General features: G+C 68.6%; 25 protein-coding genes. 12 read left to right on the forward strand and 13 right to left on the reverse strand.

All coding sequences use genetic code 11. From position 1 onward, the window contains the following. Positions 1-2: 2 nt before the first annotated feature. A complete protein-coding gene (locus QTH86_RS22135) occupies positions 3-788 on the reverse strand; it encodes an SDR family oxidoreductase (protein ID WP_286648304.1) in 786 nt (261 codons plus the stop codon). Here QTH86_RS22135 and QTH86_RS22140 point away from each other — a divergent pair. Beyond that, entirely contained in the window at positions 787-1917 is a 1131-nt protein-coding gene (locus QTH86_RS22140; protein WP_286648305.1) for a class I SAM-dependent methyltransferase, read from the forward strand. The genes QTH86_RS22135 and QTH86_RS22140 overlap by 2 nt on opposite strands. A 15-nt stretch (positions 1918-1932) precedes the next feature. On the opposite strand, the gene QTH86_RS22145 is transcribed toward QTH86_RS22140, so the two are convergent. Then, positions 1933-2313, reverse strand: a complete 381-nt coding sequence (locus tag QTH86_RS22145; protein ID WP_286648306.1) for a DUF5329 family protein — start codon at positions 2311-2313, stop codon at positions 1933-1935. A gap of 142 nt (positions 2314-2455) precedes the next feature. Here QTH86_RS22145 and hisN point away from each other — a divergent pair, with 142 nt between their 5' ends. The 3 genes from hisN to QTH86_RS22160 are packed head-to-tail and all read left to right on the forward strand — an operon-like array spanning position 2456 to position 4385. Continuing rightward, positions 2456-3229, forward strand: coding sequence for a histidinol-phosphatase (gene hisN / locus QTH86_RS22150; RefSeq protein ID WP_286648307.1), 774 nt, complete (start codon positions 2456-2458; stop codon positions 3227-3229). Between the two features lie 9 nt (positions 3230-3238). Then, a complete protein-coding gene (locus QTH86_RS22155) occupies positions 3239-3433 on the forward strand; it encodes a DUF2905 domain-containing protein (protein WP_286648308.1) in 195 nt (64 codons plus the stop codon). 22 nt (positions 3434-3455) lie between these two features. Further along, a complete protein-coding gene (locus QTH86_RS22160; RefSeq protein ID WP_286648309.1) occupies positions 3456-4385 on the forward strand; it encodes an ROK family protein in 930 nt (309 codons plus the stop codon). Positions 4386-4389: 4 nt separating this feature from the next. On the opposite strand, the gene QTH86_RS22165 is transcribed toward QTH86_RS22160, so the two are convergent. Beyond that, complete coding sequence (locus tag QTH86_RS22165; RefSeq protein WP_286648310.1) at positions 4390-5148, reverse strand: SDR family NAD(P)-dependent oxidoreductase; 759 nt, start codon at positions 5146-5148, stop codon at positions 4390-4392. Positions 5149-5259: 111 nt separating this feature from the next. Here QTH86_RS22165 and QTH86_RS22170 point away from each other — a divergent pair, with 111 nt between their 5' ends. Continuing rightward, a complete protein-coding gene (locus QTH86_RS22170; protein WP_286648311.1) occupies positions 5260-6213 on the forward strand; it encodes a LysR family transcriptional regulator in 954 nt (317 codons plus the stop codon). Here the strand turns inward: QTH86_RS22170 and otsA are convergent. From otsA to QTH86_RS22185, 3 genes are all read right to left on the reverse strand, one after another. Continuing rightward, positions 6185-7573, reverse strand: a complete 1389-nt coding sequence (otsA, locus tag QTH86_RS22175) for an alpha,alpha-trehalose-phosphate synthase (UDP-forming) (protein ID WP_286648312.1) — start codon at positions 7571-7573, stop codon at positions 6185-6187. The two genes, QTH86_RS22170 and otsA, sit on opposite strands and share 29 nt — an antisense overlap. After that, positions 7570-8325 carry a trehalose-phosphatase gene (otsB, locus tag QTH86_RS22180; RefSeq protein WP_286648313.1) on the reverse strand — a complete coding sequence of 252 codons (756 nt, stop codon included), beginning with the start codon at positions 8323-8325 and terminating at the stop codon, positions 7570-7572. Before otsB ends, otsA begins: the two co-directional genes overlap by 4 nt. Positions 8326-8398: 73 nt before the next feature. Next, positions 8399-9658: a multifunctional CCA addition/repair protein gene (locus tag QTH86_RS22185; RefSeq protein ID WP_286648314.1), complete on the reverse strand. Its 1260-nt coding sequence runs from the start codon at positions 9656-9658 to the stop codon at positions 8399-8401. 120 nt (positions 9659-9778) lie between these two features. Here QTH86_RS22185 and QTH86_RS22190 point away from each other — a divergent pair, with 120 nt between their 5' ends. Next, positions 9779-10501 (forward strand): OmpW/AlkL family protein, encoded by a 723-nt coding sequence (locus tag QTH86_RS22190; RefSeq protein ID WP_286648315.1) that lies wholly within the window; start codon positions 9779-9781, stop codon positions 10499-10501. A 4-nt stretch (positions 10502-10505) separates the two neighbouring features. On the opposite strand, the gene QTH86_RS22195 is transcribed toward QTH86_RS22190, so the two are convergent. From QTH86_RS22195 to QTH86_RS22205, 3 genes are all read right to left on the reverse strand, one after another. Continuing rightward, positions 10506-11195 (reverse strand): glutathione S-transferase family protein, encoded by a 690-nt coding sequence (locus QTH86_RS22195; protein WP_286648316.1) that lies wholly within the window; start codon positions 11193-11195, stop codon positions 10506-10508. Between the two features lie 80 nt (positions 11196-11275). Further along, positions 11276-11818, reverse strand: coding sequence for an MgtC/SapB family protein (locus QTH86_RS22200; protein WP_286648317.1), 543 nt, complete (start codon positions 11816-11818; stop codon positions 11276-11278). Then, a complete protein-coding gene (locus QTH86_RS22205; RefSeq protein WP_286648318.1) occupies positions 11818-13815 on the reverse strand; it encodes a lytic transglycosylase domain-containing protein in 1998 nt (665 codons plus the stop codon). Before QTH86_RS22205 ends, QTH86_RS22200 begins: the two co-directional genes overlap by 1 nt. Before the next feature lie 9 nt (positions 13816-13824). On the opposite strand from QTH86_RS22205, the gene QTH86_RS22210 reads away from it, so the two are divergent. Beyond that, on the forward strand, positions 13825-14454 hold the full coding sequence (locus QTH86_RS22210; RefSeq protein ID WP_286648319.1) for a 5-formyltetrahydrofolate cyclo-ligase: 630 nt from the start codon (positions 13825-13827) through the stop codon (positions 14452-14454). A 104-nt stretch (positions 14455-14558) separates the two neighbouring features. On the opposite strand, the gene QTH86_RS22215 is transcribed toward QTH86_RS22210, so the two are convergent. After that, positions 14559-15542: a LysR substrate-binding domain-containing protein gene (locus QTH86_RS22215; protein WP_286648320.1), complete on the reverse strand. Its 984-nt coding sequence runs from the start codon at positions 15540-15542 to the stop codon at positions 14559-14561. 129 nt (positions 15543-15671) lie between these two features. On the opposite strand from QTH86_RS22215, the gene QTH86_RS22220 reads away from it, so the two are divergent. Then, complete coding sequence (locus QTH86_RS22220) at positions 15672-16001, forward strand: DUF2917 domain-containing protein (protein ID WP_286648321.1); 330 nt, start codon at positions 15672-15674, stop codon at positions 15999-16001. A 6-nt stretch (positions 16002-16007) separates the two neighbouring features. Here QTH86_RS22220 and QTH86_RS22225 read toward each other — a convergent pair whose 3' ends face one another. Further along, positions 16008-16409 carry a BLUF domain-containing protein gene (locus tag QTH86_RS22225; RefSeq protein ID WP_286648322.1) on the reverse strand — a complete coding sequence of 134 codons (402 nt, stop codon included), beginning with the start codon at positions 16407-16409 and terminating at the stop codon, positions 16008-16010. Positions 16410-16569: 160 nt separating this feature from the next. On the opposite strand from QTH86_RS22225, the gene QTH86_RS22230 reads away from it, so the two are divergent. Then, positions 16570-17271 carry a Crp/Fnr family transcriptional regulator gene (locus QTH86_RS22230; protein WP_286648417.1) on the forward strand — a complete coding sequence of 234 codons (702 nt, stop codon included), beginning with the start codon at positions 16570-16572 and terminating at the stop codon, positions 17269-17271. A 123-nt stretch (positions 17272-17394) separates the two neighbouring features. Further along, entirely contained in the window at positions 17395-18687 is a 1293-nt protein-coding gene (locus QTH86_RS22235) for an MATE family efflux transporter (protein ID WP_286648323.1), read from the forward strand. A gap of 7 nt (positions 18688-18694) precedes the next feature. Here the strand turns inward: QTH86_RS22235 and QTH86_RS22240 are convergent, their stop codons facing one another. Next, a complete protein-coding gene (locus tag QTH86_RS22240; protein WP_286648324.1) occupies positions 18695-19627 on the reverse strand; it encodes a hypothetical protein in 933 nt (310 codons plus the stop codon). A gap of 170 nt (positions 19628-19797) precedes the next feature. Here QTH86_RS22240 and glmU point away from each other — a divergent pair, with 170 nt between their 5' ends. Next, positions 19798-21222, forward strand: a complete 1425-nt coding sequence (gene glmU, locus QTH86_RS22245) for a bifunctional UDP-N-acetylglucosamine diphosphorylase/glucosamine-1-phosphate N-acetyltransferase GlmU (protein WP_286648325.1) — start codon at positions 19798-19800, stop codon at positions 21220-21222. Here the strand turns inward: glmU and QTH86_RS22250 are convergent. Then, positions 21219-21725, reverse strand: coding sequence for an Lrp/AsnC family transcriptional regulator (locus QTH86_RS22250; RefSeq protein ID WP_286648326.1), 507 nt, complete (start codon positions 21723-21725; stop codon positions 21219-21221). The genes glmU and QTH86_RS22250 overlap by 4 nt on opposite strands. 140 nt (positions 21726-21865) lie before the next feature. Between QTH86_RS22250 and glmS the strand changes: the two genes are divergently transcribed. Next, positions 21866-23746, forward strand: coding sequence for a glutamine--fructose-6-phosphate transaminase (isomerizing) (gene glmS, locus QTH86_RS22255; RefSeq protein WP_286648327.1), 1881 nt, complete (start codon positions 21866-21868; stop codon positions 23744-23746). Positions 23747-23775: the final 29 nt, after the last annotated feature.

A 23775-nucleotide genomic window follows, 5' to 3' on the forward strand; every position in this document is an offset into this window, starting at 1 on the left:
GCTCACATCAGCGAAAAATCGCGTTCGAATTTCATCAGGTGCTGGCCGCCATCCACCAGCAGCGTCGTGCCGGTGATGGACTGGTTCTCCAGCGCGAATTTCACGGTGGCCGCCACGTCGGCAGCCGACGAGGAACGGCCCAGCGGGCTGGCCGAATGCAGGCTGCGGAATTTCTCTTCGCTCAGCATGTGGCTCGTGAGCGTGAGGCCCGGCGCGACGCCCACCACGCGCAGCTGCGGTGCCAGCGCCAGCGCCAGCATGGTGTTGGCGGCTTCCAGCGCGGCCTTCGACAGCGTGTAGCTCAGGAAGTCGGGGTTCTGGTTCCAGAGCTTCTGGTCGAGCAGGTTCACCACGGCGCCCTGCGCCTCCGCCCCGCGCGACAGCAGGTGCGTGTGCAGCGCCTTTGCGAGCAGGATCGGCGCCGCGGTGTTGGTGCGCAGATGCGCCTCCAGCGATGCGAAACCGATGCTCGCCGCGTCGTCGTGCTCGAACAGCGACGCGCTGTTGACCACCGCGTCGAGCCGACCGAACTGCGCGACCACCTGCGGCAGCAGTTCGCGCACCTGGGCCTCGTCGGCCAGGTCGGCGCTGACCATGGCCGAGGCCACGCCCGAGCGCGCGGCGCAATCGGCCGCGGTCTGGCGCGCCTCGTCGGACGAGTGCCGGTAGTGCACCGCCACCTGCCAGCCGCCGTCGGCCAGCGCGAGCGCGATCTCGCGGCCGAGTCGCTTGGCGGCGCCGGTGACGAGAACGGTGCGCACGGGGCGCGCGGACGAGGTCTGGGGCATGGGGGAAGAAGTGAGGAGAGACAATCGCGGCGTGACCACGACCCCTCCAATTTTAACGACCGCGCTCGACCGGCTCATCGGTCAGGCCATTCAACGCGCCGGCGGCTGGATCGGCTTCGACCGCTTCATGGCGCTCGCGCTCTATGCGCCGGGCCTCGGCTACTACGCCAACGCGAGCCGCAAGTTCGGCCACCTGCCATCCTCCGGCAGCGACTTCGTCACCGCACCCGAGCTCACGCCGCTGTTCGGCCAGACGCTGGCGGTGCAGGTCGGCGAGGCGCTGGAGCGCAGCGGCACCGACGAGGTCTGGGAATTCGGCGCCGGCTCCGGCGCGCTGGCGCTGCAGCTGCTCGACACGCTGGGCGAACGCATCGTGCGCTACCGCATCGTCGACCTGTCGGGCACGCTGCGCGAACGTCAGCAGGCGACGCTGGCCGTCCATGCGCCCAAGGTCGAGTGGCTGAGCGCGTTGCCCGAGACGATGCAGGGCGTGGTCGTCGGCAACGAGGTGCTCGACGCCATGCCGGTGCACCTGCTGGCGCGCGTCGGCGGGCGCTGGTTCGAGCGTGGCGTGGTGCATGGCGCGAACGGCGGCTGGGCCTGGGAAGACCGCCCGACCACGCTGCGCCCGCCGATCGAGATCGACGGCGAGCACGACTACCTCACCGAGATCCACCCGCAGGCCAAGGCCTTCGTCGCCACGCTGGCGGACCGATTGAAGAAAGGTGCCGCCTTTTTCCTCGACTACGGCTTCCCGGAGTCGGAGTACTACCACCCGCAGCGCCACATGGGCACCGTGATGTGCCACCAGGCGCACCGTGCCGACGACAACCCGCTGGTCGACGTCGGCGCCAAGGACGTCACCGCGCATGTCGACTTCACCGGCATCGCCCTGGCCGCGCAGGACGCCGGGCTGCACGTGCTGGGCTACACCAGCCAGGGGCGCTTCCTCATCAACTGCGGCTTGCTCACCTTGTCCGACCAGGCCAGCGTGGCACAGCGCACGCTGGCGGGCCACCTGGTGCACGAGCACGAGATGGGCGAGCTCTTCAAGGTGATCGGCCTGGCTGCCGGCGAGCCCTGGGAGCCGATCGGCTTCGCCGCGGGCGACCGCAGCCACACCCTGTAGCGCGCCGCGCGCGCATCAAGGCGGCGGCAAGCCACGGACCGCGCGCAGCTCCTTCTTCAGAAAGGCGTTGGCCTCCACGGGCGCGGCGTCGCCCAGCTTCACCATGTACGGCTTGCCGGTCATTTCCGAGCGCGAGGCGCACATGTCGATGAAGTCCTCGGCGGTGACGATCCTGTCTTTGAAGTGCGCGTACTTGGCCTGCATGTGCTGCGCCGCTTCGGCCGCCGTGTGGGCGCCGCCGTTGCGCAGGAAGGTCATGGTCGACATCTTCTCGACGCGCTGGATCAGCGTCTGGATCACCACATGCTCTTCGGCGGAAGGCGTCGCCGCGCTCAGGGTCGCCCAGGCCAGCAGCAGTGCCGGCAACAGGTGGCGGAGCCATCGATGAAATGCCATGCCTTTGTCTTTCCGTGAGGTCTTTCCGTGAGATTTGGGCCATGCTTGCAGCCTCGGCGCAGCCTGTCAAACTGACGCCATCCGCTGGGGTCTAATGGCCCGTCCGTCCTCGATCCCGTCACCCTTCGCCGAGCCCCGCCCGATGAGCCTTCCCCCCGATCTCCTGCGCACCGCCCATGCTCTTGCCGATGCCGCGGCCGCGCAGTCGATGGCATACTTTCGCACACCGCTGGACATCATCACCAAGGCCGACGAAAGCCCCGTGACGCTGGCCGACCGCGCCGCCGAGACGGCGATGCGCGCGGTGCTCGCCGCCGAGCGGCCGGCCGATGGCATCTATGGCGAGGAGCATGGGTCGGAGCGCGTCGACGCGGCGCGCGTGTGGGTGCTCGACCCGATCGACGGCACGCGCAGCTTCATCACCGCCTCGCCGCTGTGGGGCACGCTGATCGGCGTGCTCGAAGGCGCGCGCGTGGTGCTCGGCATGGTCGACATGCCGGTGCTGGGCGAACGCTGGGTCGGGCAGGCCGGCGTCGGCGCGCACCGCAACGGCGTGGCCGTGCAGGCGAGCGCCTGCCGCGAGATCGCACAGGCCCGCATCGTCACCACCTCGCCCGACATCTTCAATGCCGCCGACTGGCAGGCCTTCGACGCGCTGAGCCGGCGCTGCGCGATGCGCCGCTTCGGCGGCGACTGCTACGGCTACGCGCAACTGGCCGGCGGCACCGTCGACCTGGTGGTCGAAACCGGCCTGCAGCCCTACGACTACCTCGGTCCGGCCGGCCTGATCGAGGCCGCCGGCGGCGTGATCACCGACTGGGAAGGCCGCGCGCTGGGCCTCAAGTCCGACGGCCGCGTCGTGGCGGCGGCCACCCCCGAGCTTCACCGACAGGCGCTCGCCGCCCTGGCTGCCTAGACTGTTGGCATGATTCGCTGGCTGGTCGTCGTCGTGCTCGCGCTGCTGCTCATGAGCGGGCTGACGGCATGGCTGCGGCGCTTCGGTTTCGGGCGCCTGCCCGGCGACTTCGAGTTCCGCGCCTTCGGGCGTGAATGGCAATTGCCGATCGGCAGCACGGTGGCGCTCAGCACCATCGCCGCGCTGGTGGCCAAGCTGATCTGATCCCAAGAGAGACACCCACGCCATGAGAGCCTGCGTCGACATCGGCGGCACCAAGGTCGCGGTCAGCCTGGCGCTGCCGGGCAACGACACGCTGCTGGCGCGCCAGTCCGAGCCCACCGCCAAGACCGGCCACAACGACGCGGTCGCGCAGCAAGTGCTGCGGCTGATCGATGCCGCCTGTGTCGCCATCGGCGTGTCATCGTCGGCGATCGAATCGGTCGGCGTCTCGTCGGCCGGTCCGTTCGTGCTCAACAACGGCTGCATCGAACTGGCCACGCCCAACATCTGCGGCGGCCTGGCCGGCCCGGCGCGCGGCCTGCCGAACGACTGGATGACGGCCCCGATCGAGGCCCCGCTGCGCGAGCGCTTTGCCCGCGTGCGGGTCGAGAACGATGCGGTGGCCGCGCTCGAGGCCGAGCGCCGCTGGGGTGCGCTACAGGGCCTGGACCACTGCGCCTACGTCACCTGGAGCACCGGCGTGGGCGTCGGCCTGTGCGTCGACGGGCGTCCCTTGCGCGGCAAGAACGGCAACGCGGGCCATGCCGGCCACACCTTCGTGTCGGACGACGACAACCGCGACGCGCTGTGCGGCTGCGGCAACGTGGGCGATGTGGAAGGACTCATCGCCGGCAACGCGATCGCGCGGCGCTTCGGCCAGCCGGCCGAGGGCCTGTTCAAGGCGGCGGTCGCGGGCGAGCCCGAGGCCGTGCGCACCACCGACGCGCTGTGCCGCGTCATGGGCCGCACGCTCTACAACCTGGTCGCCACGCTCGACCTGCAGGCCATCAGCCTGGGCGGCAGCGTGTTCTGGCACAACCGCGACTTCCTGCTGCCGCGGCTGCAGGCGCACATCGACGGCCACCTGGCACCGCTGACCCGCGGTGTGCGGTTGCACGCGGCGGGCCTGGGCGACAAGGTCGGCGACTACGCCGCGTTGGCTTTGGTGGATTGAGACCTTAAAGGAACATCCCACCCGAAGCCTCGATGCGCTGGCCGGTGATCCAGCGGTTGCCCGGCTGCAGCAGCATCGAGAGCGCGCCCCCGATGTCGTCGGGCAGGCCGACGCGGCCGAGCGCGGTCTGGGAGGCGATCATGGCGTTCAACTGCGCGTTGTCGCGCACCGCCCCACCGCCGAAGTCGGTCTCGATGGCGCCGGGCGCCAGCACGTTCACCGAGATGCCCCGCGGGCCCAACTCCTTCGCCAGGTAGCGCGTCAGCACCTCGATGCCGCCCTTCATCGATGCGTAGGCGGCGTAGCCGGGAAGGCTGAAACGCGCCAATCCGCTCGACACGTTGACGATGCGTCCGCCGTCGGCGATCAGGGGCAGCAGCGCTTGCGTGAGGAAGAAGGGTCCCTTCAGGTGAACGTCGACGAGGGCGTCGAAATCCCCTTCGGTGGTCTCCGCAAAGCTGGCATGAACGCCCATCCCTGCGTTGTTCACCAGATGGTCGAAGGTCTCTCGCTGCCACACGCGACCGAGCGCGGCCTTCACGTCGGCGGCAAAGGCCGCGAAGCTGCTGCTCTTGGACACGTCCAGCGGCAGGGCCACCGCACGGCGCCCGAGCGCTTCGATCTCGCGGACCAGCGCCTGGGCTTCGTCGGCGCCGCTGCGGTAGGTCAGGATCAGGTCGGAGCCCTGGCGGGCGAGGTGCTGCGCGGTGTTCTTGCCGAGGCCGCGGCTGGCACCGGTGATGAGGGCGATGGGGGCTTTCATGGGTGTCCTTCCAAAGGGTGATTGCGATGGAATGGACTTTAAATAAAGACAATGAGGCGATAAATAGGCGATATCAAGTCAAACTGTTCAAATTTAGAGAACAATAGCTGCATGGCTTTCGAACTTGATGCGTTGCGCACCTTCGTCACCGTTGCCGAGTTGGCGAGCTTTACCCGCGCCGCCGAGCAACTCGGCCGGCCGAAGGCAAGGGTGTCGACCACCGTCCAGCAACTGGAAAGCGAGCTGGGTACACGCCTGTTGCACCGGACCACCCGCACGGTGCGCCTCACGCCCGATGGCGAGCAGTTGCGCGAACGGGCCTTGCTGCTGCTGGCCGATGCGGACGAACTGCAGTCCTTGTTCCATCAGGCACCCAGCACCTTGCGTGGGCGTCTGCGGGTCGACATGCCGATCGCCCTGGCCCGTGAGGTAGTGATCCCACGCTTGCCGGAGTTCCTCGCGGCCCATCCGCAACTCGACCTCGAGCTGAGTACCACCGACCGCCGCGTCGACCTGGTCCACGAAGGCTTCGATTGCGTGCTGCGGGTCGGCACGCTGCAGGACTCCGGGCTGGTGGCGCGGCGACTGGGCGAGCAGTGGCAGACCAACGTCGCCAGCCCTGCCTACATTGCCGTGCACGGCACGCCCCATACGCTGGCCGACCTCGCATCGCACCGCCTGGTGCGCTACGCCCCTGCGCTGGGCGGTGGACCGGCGCTGTGGGAATACACGACGGCGCAAGGACTGAGCACCCTGCCGATGGCCAGCGTCGTCACCGTGACCGGCACCGATGCGTACCGGGATGCTTGCCTGGCCGGCCTGGGCATCATCCAGGCGCCCGCCTACTGGCTGCGTCCGCTGATCGCCGAGGGCGCGCTGGTGGAATTGATGCCGGCCTTCTGCGCGCCGCCGATGCCGGTGTCGCTGGTCTACCCGCACCGCCGCCACGTCTCCAAGCGCGTGCAGGCTTTCATGGACTGGATGGACGCGGTGCTTCGGCCCTACCTGCAAGCGCCTTTGCCGGACAACGAGTTGCTCAGTCGCGCACGTTCGGCATCTGCCTGAGCGCGTCCAGGAAGGTGTTGCGCCACCAGTGCACATCGTGGTCGCGGATGCGCTGCAGCAGTTTCTGGTGCCGCGCGCGCCGTTCGTCGAGCGGCATCTGCAGCGCCTGCTGGACCGTCTCGGCCGTGCCGTGCACGTCGTAGGGGTTGACCAGCAAGGCTTCCTTCATCTGCTCGGCCGCGCCGGCGAAGCGCGACAGCACCAGCACGCCGGGGTCGGCCGGGTCCTGGGCCGCGACATACTCCTTCGCCACCAGGTTCATGCCGTCGCGCAGCGGCGTCACCAACCCGACGGCGGCCGCGCGGCACAGGCCCGGCACGCGCTTGCGGGCCACCATGCGGTGGATGTAGCGCACCGGCATCCAGTCGAGCTCACCGTAGTCACCGTTGATCGCACCGCACAGCGATTCCAGTTCTCGCCGGATGTCGCCATAGGCGTCGACGCTCTCGCGCGTGGGCGAGGCGATCTGGATCAGCGTCGCGCTGCGCCGGTTCTCCGGGTAGTTCGCCAGCAGCTCGCGGAAGGCGCGCACGCGGTGCGGAATCCCCTTGGAGTAGTCGAGCCGGTCGATGCCCAGCAGCAGACGACGCTGCGAATACTCGCGCTTCATCGTCTCGTACATGTCCTTGGCTTCCTTGGCATGCGTGAGCGCCAGGAACTGGTCCACGTCGATGCCGATGGGGAAGGCACTGCAGCGCACCGTCTGGCCATAGGCGCGGTACATGTCGTCGCCCAGCGCCTGGCCATGCGCCTCGTTGATCACATAGCGCTCGAAGTGCTGCACGTCCTGGTTGGCCTGGAAGCCGATCAGGTCGTAGGCGAAGAGCGAGCGCGCCAGCCATTCGTGTTGCGGGATCGCCGCCATGATGATCTGCGGCGGCAGCGGGATGTGCAGGAAGAAGCCGATGCGCTGGCGGCAGCCCATGGCGCGCAGCTCGGCGGCCAGCGGGATCAGGTGGTAGTCGTGCACCCAGATGATGTCGTCTTCCTGCAGCAGCGGCATCAGCTTGCGCGCGAACAGCTGGTTCACGCGCCGGTAGCCGCCGATGAAGCCGGCATCGAAATTGGCCAGGTCGAGGCGGTTGTGGAACACCGGCCACAGCACGTCGTTGCTGTAGCCCGCGTAGTAGCTGTCGTGGTCTTCGCGGCAGAGGTCGATGGTGGCCAGCGTGACCTTGCCGGCCTGCTGCTTGTGCATCTCGCCTTCGCCGGTCGGGCCGTCCTCGACGATGGTGCCGCTCCAGCCGAACCAGAGGCCGCCGCTCTGCTGCAGCGATTCGCCCAGCGCCACGGCCAGGCCACCGGCGGCGGGCTTGCGCGGATCGGCCACGCGGTTGGAGACGACGACGAGGCGGCTCATGCCTGGGCCTCCGGACTCGGACCATTCGCCAGCAGGTCGCGCGCCTCCAGCAGCCATTCGTAGACGGCGAGCGTCGAGTCGAGCCGGTGCAGCGCCTGCGTCGGCCCGGAGCCGACCTTGATCGCGATGCCGCCGCGCGGCTGGACGACCGCGAAGCCGGTCTCGTCGGTCGTGTCGTCGCCGGCGAACACCGGCACGCGGCCGGCGAAGGGCATCTCGCGCATGAACGCGTCGATCGCGACGCCCTTGTTCACGCCCGCGGGCTTCACTTCGAAGACGAACTTGCCGTGCAGCAGCTCGAGCTGCGGCTGCCCGTCGAGCAGCCGGACCAGCGCGTCGCGGCAGACATCGACGAGGTCGGGCGCCATGCGGTAGTGCAGCGCGATGGCCGAGTGCTTGCGCTCGACCAGCAGGCCCTGGTGCGCGCCTGCGAGGTCGTTGCAGGCGTCGAGCACGAAGGCGAGGTCGGGCGGGCGCTGCTCCTGCATGTGGCCGTCGGCAGCGCGGCGCTGCACGCCGTGTTCGCCGGCCGAGGGCAGGCGCAAGGGCGCGAGGAAGCGGTCGAGCACGTCGATCTGGCGACCCGAGACCACGGCGAGCGCGCCGCCCAGCAAGCCGTGCAGATCGGTGAGCAGGGCCACGAGGGCCGGTGGCACCTCGATGGCTTCAGGGGTCTCGGCCAGGGCGACCAGCGTGCCATCGAAGTCTAGGAAGAGGGCGGCGTCGGGGGTGAGGCGGGGAGGCTTCTGCATCGCAACAGACCTTAACAGCCGGGCTTGCCGTGCCGCGTCGGCCAACGCCGCGAGTGCCTGGGGGCCGTATGGCTCAGCCCGCCTCGCCCAGCAGTGCCGCTACGGCCTCGGTGCGCGCGCGGCTCACGGCCTCGCCGATCTTGGGTCCGGTGGCGCCGCGCAGCGCCGCCGCTTCGGCGATGGGCCGGGTCGGCACGGCCAGCGCGGCATCGAGCACGCGCTGCAGGCGTTCGCGCTGCGGATACGACCGGTCCTCGAAGCCGAGCCGGCCGCGGGCGTCGCATTCGCAGGCCAGCAGCACCTGGGCGAAGCGCTGCGGCTTCCGCAGGGCGTCGCAACGCTCCAGCAGGCGCATCAGCGCGGCGGCGCCCAGGCCCGCGCTGCGGTGGATGTTGCCGTGCTCGCGCGCCACCACCTCGGCCAGTTCGCGCAGTTCGACCGGGATGCGCCAGCGTTCGCACACGGCCTGCAGCAGCTTCGCACTGCGCTGCTCGTGGCCGATGTGGCGCGGCAGTTCGTCGGCACGGGTCGTGCCCTTGCCCAGGTCGTGCGCCAGGCAGGCGAAGCGCACCGGCAGCGGCGCCTCCAGGCGCGCCGCCATGTCGAGCACCATCATCAGGTGAACGCCGGTGTCGACCTCGGGGTGGTGTGCTTCGGGCTGGGGCACGCCCCAGAGGCGGTCGACCTCGGGCAGCAGGACCTTGAGTGCGCCGCAGTCGCGCAGCACCTCGACCATGCGCGACGGGCGTGCCTCCATGAGGCCGCGCGCCAGCTCCTGCCAGACGCGCTCGGGCACCAGCGCGTCGACCTCGCCGTCGGCCACCATCTCGCGCATGAGCGCCTGCGTCTCGGGCGCGATCGAGAAGTCGGCGAAGCGCGCGGCGAAGCGCGCGACCCGCAGGATGCGCACCGGGTCTTCGCGAAAAGCGTCGGTGACATGGCGCAGCACCTTCTGCCGCAGGTCGCGTTGCCCGTGGTACGGGTCGACCAGCGCCGATGCGTCGATCGGCACATCGTCCGCGCGCTCGGCGGGCAGGGCGATGGCGTTGATCGTCAGGTCGCGGCGGGCCAGGTCCTGCTCGAGCGTGACGTCGGGCGCGGCGTGCACGACGAAGCCGCGGTAGCCCGGGGCGCTCTTGCGCTCGGTGCGGGCCAAGGCGTATTCCTCGCGCGTCTGCGGGTGCAGGAAGACAGGGAAATCGCGGCCCACGGGCAGGTAGCCGCTCGCCTCCATCTGGGCCGGCGTCGCGCCGACGACGACCCAGTCGCGGTCGCTGCCCGGCCGCCCGAGCAGGGCATCGCGGATCGCACCGCCGACCAGAAATGTGTTCATGGGGTCGAGTGTAGGGATAGCCCGGGGACTGAAAAAGCACGATCGTTCGATAAACTTCAGGGTGTGCGCATCCGCATTTGCAGCCGCACGCAATTCAACTTTTTTGGGGACATGGACAACATGAAGAAGTCGATCTATTTGCTGGCCGCCTTGGCGGCGCTGGGCTGCGCAAGCGCATCCGCGCAGCAGGCGGGTTCTTGGCAGCTCGGTGGGGGATGGCTTCACTTCGCTCCGCAAGACTCCAGCGAACCTCTGAGCTTCACTTCTCCGGTGCGCCGGACAGTGCCAGGCTCCGGCGCTGGCGTCGGCAATGCCGACACGCTGGGGCTGAATGCCACGTACTTCGTCGATGGTCACTGGGCCACCCAACTGGAACTCGGCATCCCGCCCAAGTTCAAGCTGGATGGCGAGGGCTCGCTGGGCCGGTTGGGCGAGATCGGCACGGCGCGCCAGTGGAGTCCGACCTTGCTCGCCAAGTACTACTTCAACGACAGCAACGCGACCTGGCGTCCTTATGCGGGCATCGGCGGGACCTACGTGTTCTACCGCAGCGTCGAACTGTCGCAGAGCCTGCAGGGAGCACTCGCCAGCCAGATCGGCGCACCGGCCGCGTTGACCCGTACGACCGCCGACCTCAAGAGTTCCTTCGCACCGGTGTTCAATCTCGGGATGGCCTACAAGCTCGACAAGAACTGGGGCCTGGCCTTCTCGGTGTCGTACATCCCGCTGAAGACCAAGGCGACGCTGACCACGTCGGTGGCCGGGCGCAATGTGGCGACCAGCGAGACACGCCTGAAGCTCAACCCGATCGTTTCCTACGTGGGTCTGACCTACACCTTCTGACGGTTCAGGGCGCGAGCCGATAGGGCTCGTCCTCGACGACGAAAGCGTGCTCGACGCGCGCTGCATCGGTCCAGGCCTTCACGGCCGGCACCGCATGCACGCGCTCGACATAGGCAGCGATGGTCGGCGGCACTGGCAGCGCATAGGTCTTCAGGCGCGAGCACACGGGTGCGAAGTACGCATCGGCGATGCTGAAGTCTCCGAACAGCATCGGGCCGCCGTGCTGCGCCAGCAGGCCGTCCCACAACGCGACCAGCCGCGCCAGATCGGCGCGCACGTCGCTGCGGTCGCGCATCAGCAATCGGCCCTGGGGTGCGAGGTCGGCTTCGATGTTCATGCCACAGTGGTTGCGGATCGCGCGGAAGCCGGCGTGCATCTCGGCGCAGGCACTGCGCGCCTGGGCGCGCCGGGCCTTGTCGGTGGGCCACAGCGCCTTCCCGGGGAAGGACTCCGCCAGGTATTCGGCGATGGCCAGTGTGTCGGATACGACGATGTCGCCATCGACCAGGAACGGCACCGTGCCCGCGGGGTTGATCGGCCGCACGGTCTTCTTGAACGCGGAGTCGGGGCTGGAAAAGTCGGTGCCGAAACGCACCATGACTTCCTCGAACGGAATGCCGGCCTGCGTCATGAGCACCCACGGGCGCATAGACCAGGACGAGTAGTTCTTGTTGCCGATGTAGAGCTTGAGCATGGCGGTTCCCCGATCAAAACGCCGATGCTAGCGGCGATCGGGCTGGCCATTGATGCCGAAGCGTGCCCGATTTGATGCGCTCAGCGCGGCGGCGCCCGGTCGTCGGCGGCGTTCTCGGGCGGCGCCTGCCGCGGGCCGACGACGCGTTCGAGCAGCGCCACCGCGCGTGGCACCAGCATCAGCACGGCCAGCGCCAGCAGCGTGCTGAGGATGGCCGTCGTTTCCCGGCCGAGCCCGCAGGCCATGCCGATGGCGGCGGTCATCCACAGGCCCGCAGCGGTGGTCAGGCCCTGCACCTGCTGCTCATCGCGGCCATGCTTGAGGATGGTGCCTGCGCAAAGGAAGCCGACGCCCGCCACCAGCCCCTGGATCACGCGGCTCATGTCGGCCGGCACGATGCCGGTCTGCTGCGGGATCAGCACGAACAGCGCCGAGCCTACTGCCACCAGCATGTGGGTGCGCACGCCGGCCGCCTTGCCCTGCTGCTCGCGCTCGAAGCCGAGCGCAAATCCGAGCACGCTCGCGAACGTGAGTCGAATCACGATGCGGGTGAACTGGGCGACATCGCCGGCGTCCGAGAATTCGGCCGCGACGGTGTCGAGCACCTCGTCCACCCAGGCCATCAGGGCAGGTCCCTGTTGGGTTCGGGCTCGGCGGCGTCACGCGGGCCGATGCGGCCGAGCCGGCTTTTGAGCGACTGCGGCTGTCCGCTGATGATGGCGGCGTAGTTGGTGGTGTTGGCCAGCACCTTCTTCACGTAGTCGCGGGTTTCGTTGAAGGGCACGTTCTCCGCCCAGATGGCCGCGTCGAGCACCGGCCCGTTGCGCCAGTTGCGCGGCCGGCCCGGGCCGGCGTTGTAGGCGGCGGCGGCGAGGGCCATGGAGCCATCGAAGTCGTCGAGCGCGAGCTTGAGGTAGTTGGTGCCGATCGTGATGTTGGTTTCGCGGTCGTTGATCTGGTTGGGCGTGAAGCCCGCGAGGCCGATCTTGTTGGCGGTCCACTTCGCCGTGGCCGGCATCACCTGCATCAGGCCGGAGGCGCCGACACCCGAGCGCGCGTCCATGATGAAGCGGCTTTCCTGGCGGATCAGCCCGTAGACGTAGGCCGGATCGAGGCCGATGTCCTGGCTCTTGCGCAACACCGTGTCGTGGAAGGGCATCGGGAAGCGCTGCTCGATGTCGATCGCGCCCTTGGTGCGTTCGCTGGTGTTGATGCAGCGGTCCCACACCTCGCGCTGGCAGGCGAAGTCGGCGGCGGCGAGCAGTTCGCGGTCGCCCATCCCGCCCTTGTCGTGCAGGTTGGTGGCGTAGTTCCACTCGCGCACGCCCTCGGGCCGCAGGCCGATCGCGATGGCGTACAGGCCGCGTGCGAGCGACGGGTTGTTGCGCGCCGCCTGCTTTTCCTCGGCCGTGAGCGGATCGGGCTTGGTCGGCACCATGGCGCGCTGGCCCAGGTCTTCCAAGGCCAGCAGCTCGTAGAAGCCGCGGGTACCGGCGATGGTCTCGAGCAGGGTGCGCGCTTGCGCCTTGCGTTCGTCGCCGCCCATGGCGGTGAGTGCGCGGGCGCGCCAGTAGACCCAGGTCGGGTCGTCCTGCGCAACCTCGCTCATGGCCAAGATGGAGGCGTTCACGTCCTTCCACTGGGCGGCGCGCAGGGCGGCGCGCACCTTCCAGCCGAGCATGTCGTCGGACAGGTCGCTGTTCTTCGTGACGTTCGCGAAATAGACGTTGGCTTGCGGCGAGAGCTTGGTCGCGGCCTGGCGGCCGATGGTGCCCCACAGCCAGTTGCGCTCCTCGGCGGTGAGCATCGGCGCCCACTTGCCCTCGAGCTGGCCGGCGGCCTGGTCGGGGTCGGCCATGGCGACCTTGATGAGGGCGAGCACCACCATTTCCTTGCGGGCACGCGACGCGGCGATGATCGCGTTGCCCAGGAACTTCGCGGCGCTGGCGTTGACCTGATCGAACGTGGGCAGCGCATCCGGTGCGGCCAGCGTGATGGCGGCGCGCGCGGCCTGTGGCCGGTTGGCCTCGATCGCCAGGCGGGCCTTCTTCCACGCCGTCTCGGGCGTCAACAGGCGGGAGGCGATCAGCCGGTCGGCCGCGGTCAGGCAGCCGTCGTCGGCGTCGCGCTGGCGCAGCCAGGTGTCACGCACCGATTCGACCTGCGCCTTGGTGGCCGCGCCGGTCTTGAGGACGTCGACCAGCGTCGCGTAGCACTGCACCTGCGCGTCGTCGCGCATGCGAAAGCCGGCGTACATGTCGGCGAAGCCGTCCCAGTCGCGGCGCTGGCCGAGCAGCAGCAGCCAGTCGTTGCGCAGGCGGTCTTCCTGGTAGGTGCCGGCGTAGCGCGCGAGGAAGTCCTGCACCTCGCGCGAACTGGCCTCGTTGAGCCGCGCCTTGAGTTCCCAGTAGGCGGCCCAGGGTTCGAGCGCATGGCCGCGGGCCTGGGGCAGCAGGGCCGCCAGGCGCGCCTTGTCGCCGCGCTGGAAGGCCTGTTTCATCTGGACGATCACGTCGTCGTTCGTGTTCTGCGCGCAGGCGGGCTGGAGCAGCGCAGCGAGCGTGAGGGCGATTGCGCCGAGGAGGTGGCGCCGGGGTGCCAAAATGCCAGGAACTTGCATCGGGGGATTATGGACAAGGCACACGATGGAAACGCGGCAGAAGGCCGCAAGGAAACGGCTGCTTTTCTGAAGGCTCAGCTGCGGGCAGCGCTCATCGAGCAACGCCTGGCGATGCCCGACCGCCTACAGCGCGCCGATCTTTTGCAGCGCGTCATGCGCATCTGGCTGGTCGGGCGGCCCGACACCGTCATCGGCGCCTACTGGCCGATCAAGGGGGAGTTCGACCCCCTGCCGGCCTTGCACCGCTGGAAGGAGGACGGCGAGCTGCTCGACGAGCCGCATCGCCGCCGCATCGGCCTGCCGGTGGTCAACCGCGACCACAAGACCCTGACCTTCCACTCGTGGTACCCGGGCTGCCCGATGGAGAACGACGCCTACGACATCCCGAAGCCCAAGGACACCGAACTGATCGTGCCGACGCTGCTGTTCGTGCCTTGTCTGGGCTACAGCGCTGGCGGCTACCGGCTGGGCTACGGCGGCGGCTTCTACGACCGTACGCTTGCATCGCTCGAGCCGCGGCCCTTCACGGTGGGCCTGGGTTTCACGAACGGCTTCCTCGACGACCTGGAGACCGAGGCCCACGACATGCCGCTGGACGCCATCCTGAACGACAACGGCGTCGTCTGGCCTGTGGGCTGATACGGCTCCGTGCCGGGGATACCGCGGAACCGGCTTCGCCGGGCCGCTGGTATCGCCCCCTTGAGGGGGAGGCGGCGACACGAAGTGCGCCGCTTCGGGGGGGGTCAGTCCAGGTGGTCGACCGTGTCCGGGTCGGGCACCTCGCCGATGGTCTCGCGCGTGACGGCGGCCTGTTCGCGCAGCCAGTCGCAGAAGGCCTTGATCTCCGGGCGCGGCGCGCTGCGCGGGCCGATCAGCAGCCAGTAGGCCATCGGTGAATCGAGGCGGTGCTGCGGCAGCACCTCGACCAGGTCGCCATTGGCCAGGCTCTCGGCGATGAGCGAGCTGCGCGCCAGCACCACGCCCTGGCCGGTGAGGGCGGCCTGCACCATCTGGTAGGCATAGTTGAAGTAGAGCCAGCGCTTGGGCTGGGCACGGCTCTGGCCGTTGTCCTCGAACCAGCGGCGCCAGGTCAGCCATTCGAGGTGGGTGCGGTGGGCATCGCCGGCCTCGATCAGCGTGAAGCGGGCGATGTCGGCCGGGGACTTGATCGGCGGATTGCTCTTGATGAGCCAGGGGCTGGCCACCGGCGTGAGGGTCTCGCCGAACAGGCGGATGGCGTCCGGCGGCATGTTCTCGGGTGGGGCGTAGCGCAGGGCGAGGTCGACATCGGCCACGTCGAGGTCCACGGCCGTGTCGCTGGCGTCGATGCGGATGTCGATGTCCGGGTTGTCGCGCTGGAAGGCTTCGAGCCGCGGGATCATCCACATCGACGCGAAGGACGCGAAGGTGGTGAGCGACACGCTCTTGCGACCGGCGCTCTGGCGGATCTGCCGCACCGCGCCGTCGATGCGCGGCAGCGACTGCTGCACCGCCAGCAGCAGCAGCGCCCCGGCGCTGGTCAGTTCGACCGCGCGCGTATGGCGCAGGAACAGCGCCACGCCCACCTCTTCCTCCAGCGACTGGATCTGCCGGCTCACCGCCGACTGCGTGAGCGCCATCTCCTCGGACGCCGCCCGGAAATTGAGGTGCCGTGCCACCGCCTCGAAGGCGCGCAGGTGGCCGGCCGAGATCGGCCGGGTGCGCAGGTGGGTCTGGGAGTGCTGCATGGATTGATGCGGGAATGGAATCAGTAGCGTACTTCCATTTCATTGGACCGCCAATGGCAAGGCGCCGATCATTCATTCCCGAAGCGTGCCATTGCGCTTTGGAGAACCAGCCCGTCAAAGGAGTCCGCCATGTCCGCCACCCTCAGCCCCTCGTCCTCGCTTTCCTCTCTGCCGTTGCCGAGCAAGGCCACCATTCCGCCGGCGGTGCGCCGCGGCGCTTGGCAGATCGCCGCCGGGCAGGCGATGACGCTGAAGGCGCGCAGCGAGAGCGTGTTGCGGGTGCGTCAGGGCCAGTTGTGGGTCACCCGCGACGCCACCGCCAGTTGGGGCAGCGAAGACCTGGTGCTGGCACCGGGCGAGTCGCTGGTCGTGGCGGCCGGGCAGAAGCTGGTGATGGAGCCCTGGGACAGCTTCGGGGCGACCTACAGCTGGGATGCCAGCGCCGACGCGGTCGCCTGAACGCGTTCAGCCGTTGACGTCGAAGCTCGGACGCAGCGCCAGAAAGCGCTCCAGCGCGGCCGGGCCCTCGAGCGCATGGATGCCTGCCATGTCGTGCGGCTCGTCGCTCTGCGCAAAACCCAGGTCGAAACGGTGGTAGCGGCGCTCGTCGCGCGGGCCTTCGTACAGCACCTGCACGCCCTCGTGCCGCGCGTCCTGCCGAATCCGGTCCATCAGCGGGGTCACCGCTTCGGGCAGACCCTCGATGTGTTGACAGAAGTGGATGCCGTCGAACACCAGCAGTCCGGTGATGCCCCGCTCGGCATTGCGCGTGCGCGCCTGGGCGACGATCTGGCCGACCACGGTGGGCCGCTGGTGAGGGGCGAGGACGCTGACGTAGAGAAGTTCGAGAAAAGCGGGTGCAGGCATGGACGCGAAAGAGTGCAAGCCAAGTGTAGGGAGCAGGGCCAATTCATGAAATGTCAAAAGACACTCCCGCCGCGCCTATAGTCCCGGCGTGAAATTCGATGAACACACCCTGCCCACACCCCTGCCGCCACATTGCGACCGCGCGTGCGAAGCGTGCGGGCTGCGCGGCAACGCGGCCTTCCTGCCGATCTCGACCGAGGAATTGAAGGCGATCGAGGCCTTCAGGATCGGCACCCGTCGTGTCGAGGCGGGCGGCACGGTCATCGAGGAGCATTCGCGCAGTCCCCATCTCTACACCCTCTACACCGGATGGGCCTTCCGCTACAAGTCGCTGAGCGATGGCCGGCGCCAGATCCTCAGTTTCCTGCTGCCGGGCGACTTCATCGGGTTGCAGGACGAATTCGCGGAGGGGCAGACACACGGGGTCGAGGCCGCATCGGACGCGACCTTCTGCGTGTTCGAGCGCGACCGGCTCTGGGACCTGTTCCACGCGCAGCCCAAGCTGGGCTACGACATCACCTGGCTGGCCGCGCGTGAAGAGAAGATGATCGACGACAACCTCGTCACCACCGGCCGGCGCAACGCCGGCGAACGGGTGGCGATGCTGCTGATGCACCTCTACCGACGGGCGGAGCGCGTGGGCATGGTGCGCGACGGCTGGGTCCCGTTCCCGTTCAACCAGCAGCACATCGCCGATGCCCTGGGGCTGTCGCTGGTGCACACCAACAAGACGCTGCGGCGGTTGCAGCGCATGGGGCTGCACAAGATCGACGGTGGCTGGCTGCGTATCCTCGAGCCGCATGCGCTCGAGGCGCTGGGTGACTATTTCGAGCGGCCTTTGCGACTTGTGCCACTGATCTGAGGCGCCCGTCCGGCCGGAATGGCCGCGCCTTCGCGTATCGTCGGGGGCTCCTTGCCGCGAGGCGGCCGCTGCCGGCTTCGTCCCTCCCTCTTTCATGCCGCCACCCTGCGTCCCGTCCATTCCGTGAAGCTTTTTTCCCGCGAACGCCTGCGCCAGGTCGTCATGGTCGGCGGCATCGAGTCCTTCGGTGTGATCCTGAGCGGCATCGCCGGCCTGCTCATCGTCAACGTGCTGCCCAAAGACCAGTACGCCGCCTACACCTTCCTCGTCGCCTGCACGACGCTGATGATGGGCATCACCGACCTCGGCGTGGCGCATTGCTGCATGCCGGTGGTGGGCCAGCGTACCCGCGATGTGCCCTGGGTCGTCGCCGTCTGCCACCATGTCTTCCACAAGCGCTGGCTGCTGCTGTCCCTCGGGCTGGTGATCATCGTGCCGTACTGGTACTTCACCTCGCGCGAGCACCGCTGGACCGGGCCGGGCTACTGGCTCGCCTCGGTGGTGGCGATGGGCGGGGTGCTGGTGACGCTGCGCGAGCACAACGCCAACACCGTGCTGCTCATCCTCGGGAAGATCTCGACGCTCAACCGGGTGGCCTTCAGCACCCATGCCGTGCGCATCGCCTTCGTCGGTTTGGTCCTGTTGCTGCCGATGAGCAGCTATTCGACCGCCGGGTTGATCGCTGCGACCGTGGCGGCCAGCATCGTGTCGCTGATGCTGTACATGCGAGCGTTCCGCGACCAGCACATCGGCGACCATCGGCTCGATGCCGACACGGGGCGGCGCGTCGATGGCGAAATCATCCGGATTGCCAAGCCGCTGATCCTGCCGGCCATTTTTTACCAGGTGCAGGGCGTGGTGACCGTCTTCATCGTCTCGCTCTTCGGCACCGCCAACATGGTGGCCGAGGTCGGCGCCTTCGGCCGCTTGGCCATGGCGCTGGTCGTGGTCGACCGGGTGGCGAACATTCTCCTGTTCCCGGCCATCGCCCGGGCCCAGACGGGGCCGCGCTTCGTGCGGGTGCTGGCACAGGTCCATGGCCTTTACCTGCTGGCGATGGCCTGCACCTTCATGACCTCGCTGTTGTTCCCGCAGTACTGGATCCTGCTGCTGGGCGAGCAGTACCGCAGCATGACGCCGCTGGTCTGGATGATGTTTCTGTCGTCGCTGCTGTCCAACGCGGCGGGTTTCGCGTTCCGGACGCTGACGGTGCGCGGCGCGACGGCGCGCCAGAGCTTCAGCATCGTCGCGACGCTGATCACGCAGGTGCTCTACCTGTGGCTGGTCGGCATCAGCGACCTGAAGTCGGTGCTCGGCTTCGGCCTGGCCAGCAGTGTCGCCAGCTGCGTGTTCCAGTACGCGATGCTGCTGGCGCGCTGGCGTGAATGGCGCACCGCGGCGCCGACGGCTGCCTGACGGCGCTTCAGCGCCGTTGGTAGACCCGTCCGATGGCCGACGCCACGCGCAGCGCGAGGCGGTGGCGCTTGAGTTCGGCGTCCGAGAAGATCCGGATCGGCCCTTCGACATGCTCGAAATACGCCTTGGTCGCCACCGACGGTGACTGGCCGCCGAGCGCCTTGCGAACATGCGGCGTGTTCCAGGGCTTGGGCGAGCCGATCGCGTGCGACAGGTAGTAGCCGCCCGCGATGAAGTCCATGGCGTCGGGCCCGGCCGTGTTGAGCGTCGCCTCGTGCGCAGTGAGCGCGAAGTTCAGCGCGTCCTGATCGGTCGAATGGAAGAGCGTCGCCGAGCCGCCCGCCTTCAGGTGCTTGACGCCCTGGTTGTAGCCGAGCACGAGGTGGCACAACCGTTCCCAGAGCACGAGGAAGTCGAGGTGCTGCCGCGGCACGCCGATGAAGCCGGCGTTGTAGTAGCGCTCGCTCGGCCGGATCGACGAGATGCCGTGCTCGGTGAAGAAGGCGTTCCAGAGCAGGCGCTTCGGGTGGCGCGACGGGAAGGCCCAGTTGACGTCTTCCGCCAGCGAGAGCGCGTCGTCGGTGAACCAGCCGCAGAACGACGGCCAGTCGCACTTCACCACGATGTCGGGGTCGATGTAGGCGACCAGATCGGTGTCGGGCGCGTGCTTCTCGAAAACCTCGCGCAGGAAGGTCGGCTTGTAATAGGTGAAGTGCATCGGCGTGTCGAGCAGCACCATGCGCAGTTGAAAGCCCGGACTCACCTGGTAGATGGCGGTCGCCGCGTCGTAGGCGGGCGATTCGGTGAGCCATGCCGGCAGGGCGCCTCGGTAGCCGGCCCACAGCACGCCGGAGAATCCGGCGGTGACGAGCGAGTTGGACAGTGCGGCAACCCCGAAGTGGTAGTTCCCTTCGAACAGCGTACAGAGAGAAATTTTCATGGAGGCTTGGGTTGGCGGCGCCAGAAGTGTATTCAAAAGTTTTAGTTTCCTGGTTCTTTTGGAGGAGCGCCGCGCAATTGTTGCAGTTTGTGGACGCCAAACTGTGACGAAATGGGCAGTGCACGCCGGCCGATAATCCGGCCCCACCGAACGCGAGAGAAGCAAGAAGCATGAACCAGGCGCAAACCGAGAAACCCGCAACGGCGATCGACGTCGTGGTAATGGCCGCAGGCAAGGGCACGCGCATGAGGAGCGTGCGCCCGAAGGTGCTGCATCGCCTGGGCGGCCGGGCGCTGGTGGCGCGGGTGCTCGACACCGCGGCGCGCCTGGGCGCACGGCACGTGGTGGTGGTCACCGGGCACGGTGCCGACGCGGTCGAGGCGGCCATCGACGCCGAGTTCGCCGGCATGGCGCCCCGGTTCGCGCGCCAGATGCCGCAGCTCGGCACCGGCCATGCGGTGCAGCAGGCCGTGCCCGCGCTGCCCGACGACGGCACCGTGCTGGTGCTGTCGGGCGACGTGCCGCTGATCGGCGAGCCGGCTCTGCGGGCGCTGGTCGCGGCCAGTGGCGGCGAACGGCTGGCGCTCCTCACCATCGAGTTCGAGGACCCGACCGGCTACGGCCGCGTCCTGCGCGATGCGCCCACGGGCCAGGTGCTGGCCATCGTCGAGCAGAAGGACGCCACCGAGGCGCAGCGCGCCGTGCGCGAGGTCTACAGCGGCGTGATGGCCGTGCCGGCCCGGCAGCTCAAGACCTGGCTGGCCCGCCTGGACAACCGCAATGCGCAGGCCGAGTATTACCTCACCGACATCGTCGGCTTCGCGACCACCGACGGCGTGCCGGTGGTCGCCCACCGCATCGACGACCCGGTGCAGGTGGCGGGCGTCAACAGCCCGGCGCAGCTGGCCGCGCTGGAACGCGCGCTGCAGCAGCGCCAGGCCGAGGCGCTGATGGCCGACGGCGTGCGGCTGGCCGACCCGGCGCGCTTCGACCTGCGCGGCACGCTGGCCTGCGGCATGGATGTCGAGATCGACGTCAACTGCGTCTTCGAGGGCGCGGTGGTGCTGGGCGACGGCGTGCGCATCGGCGCGAACTGCGTCATTGCCAACGCGCGCATCGAGGCGGGCGCGGTGATCCATCCCTTCACGCACATCGATGGCGAGAAGGCCGGCGCGACGGTCGGCCCCGATGCGCGGGTCGGCCCCTTCGCCCGGCTGCGGCCCGGTGCCCGACTGGGCGCGGAGGTGCACATCGGCAACTTCGTCGAGGTGAAGAATTCCACCCTGGCCGACGGCGCCAAGGCCAACCACCTGGCCTATCTGGGCGACGCCACGGTGGGCGCGCGGGTCAATTACGGCGCGGGCAGCATCACGGCCAACTACGACGGCGCGAACAAGCACCGCACCGTGATCGAGGACGACGTGCACGTCGGCAGCAACTGCGTGCTGGTGGCGCCGGTGACGATCGGCGCGGGCGGCACCGTCGGCGGTGGCTCGGTCGTGAGCAAGAGCACCGCGCCCGGGGCGCTCACGGTGGCGCGCGCGCGGCAGACCAGCTTCCCGAACTGGCCGCGGCCTCAGAAGAAGCAGGGCTAAGGCGCCGCTGTCGGCGAGATTGGCAGGATCGGCAGCCGGGTGTCGAACTTCGCCCGCTTGACGGCGAAGAAGGCCTTGACGTTGCGCACGTTCGCATCGGCCGTGAAGAGGCGCTGCGCCAGCGCCTGGTAGCCCGGCATGTCGCGCGCGATCACCACCAGCACGAAGTCGGGGCCTGGCGAGACGCGCCAGCACTGCTGCACCGCGTCGTCGGCGATCGCGCGGGCCTCGAAGGCGTCCAGCGCGACGGCATCCTGCCGGTCGAGCGAGACCTCCACCAGCGCCTGCAGCCCGTGACCGAGCACCGGCGCCAGCCGGTCGGGCGACAGGATCGCGACCTGGCGTTCGATCAACCCGGCGGCGCGCAGGCGCTGCACCCGCCGCAGGCAGGTCGGTGGCGAGATGTGGTGGTCGGCCGCGAGTTGCTGGTTCGTCTGCGAGGCGTCGCGCTGTAAGGCGTCGAGCAGGCGCAAGTCGATGGTGTCGAGTGATGAAGATTCCACCATAGATCAATAAATGAAATAAAAATTCATCATCGTGAGTTGATGGAATTTTATTGCTTTTGTCACAAGATAAGGAAACCATCATTCATTCGGTGCGGCCTACGATGGCCGCACTCGGACACAACCTAAAAGGCCCTCCCATGTGCGGCATCGTCGGCGCAGCTTCCCATCGCAACATCGTTCCCATCCTCGTGCAGGGCCTGCAGCGGCTGGAATACCGCGGCTACGACTCCTGCGGCGTGGCGGTCCACGCCAACGGCCTTACCCGCACGCGCACGACCTCGCGCGTTGCCGATCTACTCACGCAGGTCCGCGACGACCAGGTCGAAGGCCTGACCGGCATCGCCCACACGCGCTGGGCCACGCACGGTGCGCCGGCGGTGCACAACGCCCATCCGCACTTCAGCTACGGCCCCGGCGAAGGGCCGGACAGCACCCGGCCGCCGCGCGTGGCGCTGGTGCACAACGGCATCATCGAGAACCACGAGGCGCTGCGTGGGTCGCTGCAGGGACGTGGCTACGTGTTCTCGAGCCAGACCGACACCGAGGTCATCGCCCACCTGATCGACAGCCACTACGACGGCGACCTGTTCGAGGCGGTGAAGGCGGCGGTGCAGCAGCTGCATGGCGCCTATGCCATCGCCGTGATCTGCCGCGACGAGCCGCACCGCGTGGTCGGCGCGCGCGCCGGCTCGCCGCTGATCGTCGGCCTGGGCGCCGACGGCACCGAGCGCTTCCTGGCCAGCGACGCGATGGCGCTGGCTGGTGTGACCGACCAGATCGTCTACCTGGAAGAGGGCGACGTGGTCGACCTGCAGCCGGGCAAGCACTGGATCGTCGACCGCGCCCACAAGCCGGTGAGCCGCGCCGTGCGCACGGTGCAGGCGCACAGCGGCGCCGCCGAGCTCGGCCCGTACCGCCACTACATGCAGAAGGAGATCTTCGAGCAGCCGCGCGCCATCGCCGACACCCTCGAAGGCGTGGAAGGCATCGTGCCCGAGCTGTTCGACGGCGTCGGCCAGGACGGCGCCACCGGCGCCAGCGCGCACCGCGTGTTCCAGGCCATCGACAAGGTGCTGATCCTCGCCTGCGGCACCAGCTACTACAGCGGTTGCGCGGCCAAGTACTGGCTCGAAGGCATCGCGAAGATCCCGACGCAGGTCGAGATCGCCAGCGAATACCGCTACCGCGATTCAGTGCCCGATCCGAAGACGCTGGTGGTCACGATCACGCAGTCGGGCGAGACGGCCGACACGCTGGCCGCCTTGAAGCACGCCCGCTCGCTCGGCATGGAACAGACGCTCACCATCTGCAACGTCGCCACCAGCGCGATGGTGCGCGAATGCAAGCTGGCCTACATCACGCGCGGCGGCGTGGAGATCGGTGTGGCGTCGACCAAGGCCTTCACGACACAGTTGGCCGGCCTGTTCCTGCTGACGCTGGCGCTCGCGCAGGCCAAGGGGCGCCTGGATGACGAGGCCGAAGCCGGTTACCTGAAGGCGATGCGCCATCTGCCGGTCGCGCTGCAGTCGGTGCTGGCGCTGGAGCCGCAGATCATCGGCTGGGCCGAGGACTTCGCGCGCAAGGAGAACGCGCTGTTCCTGGGCCGCGGGCTGCACTACCCGATCGCCCTCGAAGGCGCGCTGAAGCTCAAGGAAGTGACCTACATCCACGCCGAGGCCTACGCCGCCGGCGAGCTCAAGCACGGGCCGCTGGCGCTGGTGACCGCCGAGATGCCGGTCGTGGCCGTAGCGCCGAACGACGCACTGCTTGAGAAGCTCAAGAGCAACCTGCAGGAAGTGCGCGCCCGTGGCGGCGTGCTCTACGTGCTGGCCGATGGTGATACCCACATCGAGAACAGCGAAGGCATCCACGTCATCCGCATGCCCGAACACTACGGCGCGCTGTCGCCGCTGCTGCACGTCGTGCCGCTGCAATTGCTGGCCTACCACACGGCCTGCGCACGCGGGACCGACGTCGACAAGCCGCGCAATCTGGCCAAGAGCGTCACCGTCGAGTGAGAAGGCGCCGGGCTGCGGCATACTGCCGG

This window comes from Variovorax sp. J2L1-78 (assembly GCF_030317205.1).
In the GTDB taxonomy this organism is placed as follows: Bacteria; Pseudomonadota; Gammaproteobacteria; order Burkholderiales; family Burkholderiaceae_C; genus Variovorax; species Variovorax arabinosiphilus.

Coding starts and splice junctions, on each gene's coding strand:
- QTH86_RS22140 (WP_286648305.1), top strand. CDS start 787: ATGGGGGAAGAAGTGAGGAGAGACAATCGCGGCGTGACCACGACCCCT.
- QTH86_RS22135 (WP_286648304.1), bottom strand. CDS start 788: ATGCCCCAGACCTCGTCCGCGCGCCCCGTGCGCACCGTTCTCGTCACC.
- QTH86_RS22145 (WP_286648306.1), bottom strand. CDS start 2,313: ATGGCATTTCATCGATGGCTCCGCCACCTGTTGCCGGCACTGCTGCTG.
- hisN (WP_286648307.1), top strand. CDS start 2,456: ATGAGCCTTCCCCCCGATCTCCTGCGCACCGCCCATGCTCTTGCCGAT.
- QTH86_RS22155 (WP_286648308.1), top strand. CDS start 3,239: ATGATTCGCTGGCTGGTCGTCGTCGTGCTCGCGCTGCTGCTCATGAGC.
- QTH86_RS22160 (WP_286648309.1), top strand. CDS start 3,456: ATGAGAGCCTGCGTCGACATCGGCGGCACCAAGGTCGCGGTCAGCCTG.
- QTH86_RS22165 (WP_286648310.1), bottom strand. CDS start 5,148: ATGAAAGCCCCCATCGCCCTCATCACCGGTGCCAGCCGCGGCCTCGGC.
- QTH86_RS22170 (WP_286648311.1), top strand. CDS start 5,260: ATGGCTTTCGAACTTGATGCGTTGCGCACCTTCGTCACCGTTGCCGAG.
- otsA (WP_286648312.1), bottom strand. CDS start 7,573: ATGAGCCGCCTCGTCGTCGTCTCCAACCGCGTGGCCGATCCGCGCAAG.
- otsB (WP_286648313.1), bottom strand. CDS start 8,325: ATGCAGAAGCCTCCCCGCCTCACCCCCGACGCCGCCCTCTTCCTAGAC.
- QTH86_RS22185 (WP_286648314.1), bottom strand. CDS start 9,658: ATGAACACATTTCTGGTCGGCGGTGCGATCCGCGATGCCCTGCTCGGG.
- QTH86_RS22190 (WP_286648315.1), top strand. CDS start 9,779: ATGAAGAAGTCGATCTATTTGCTGGCCGCCTTGGCGGCGCTGGGCTGC.
- QTH86_RS22195 (WP_286648316.1), bottom strand. CDS start 11,195: ATGCTCAAGCTCTACATCGGCAACAAGAACTACTCGTCCTGGTCTATG.
- QTH86_RS22200 (WP_286648317.1), bottom strand. CDS start 11,818: ATGGCCTGGGTGGACGAGGTGCTCGACACCGTCGCGGCCGAATTCTCG.
- QTH86_RS22205 (WP_286648318.1), bottom strand. CDS start 13,815: ATGCAAGTTCCTGGCATTTTGGCACCCCGGCGCCACCTCCTCGGCGCA.
- QTH86_RS22210 (WP_286648319.1), top strand. CDS start 13,825: ATGGACAAGGCACACGATGGAAACGCGGCAGAAGGCCGCAAGGAAACG.
- QTH86_RS22215 (WP_286648320.1), bottom strand. CDS start 15,542: ATGCAGCACTCCCAGACCCACCTGCGCACCCGGCCGATCTCGGCCGGC.
- QTH86_RS22220 (WP_286648321.1), top strand. CDS start 15,672: ATGTCCGCCACCCTCAGCCCCTCGTCCTCGCTTTCCTCTCTGCCGTTG.
- QTH86_RS22225 (WP_286648322.1), bottom strand. CDS start 16,409: ATGCCTGCACCCGCTTTTCTCGAACTTCTCTACGTCAGCGTCCTCGCC.
- QTH86_RS22240 (WP_286648324.1), bottom strand. CDS start 19,627: ATGAAAATTTCTCTCTGTACGCTGTTCGAAGGGAACTACCACTTCGGG.
- glmU (WP_286648325.1), top strand. CDS start 19,798: ATGAACCAGGCGCAAACCGAGAAACCCGCAACGGCGATCGACGTCGTG.
- glmS (WP_286648327.1), top strand. CDS start 21,866: ATGTGCGGCATCGTCGGCGCAGCTTCCCATCGCAACATCGTTCCCATC.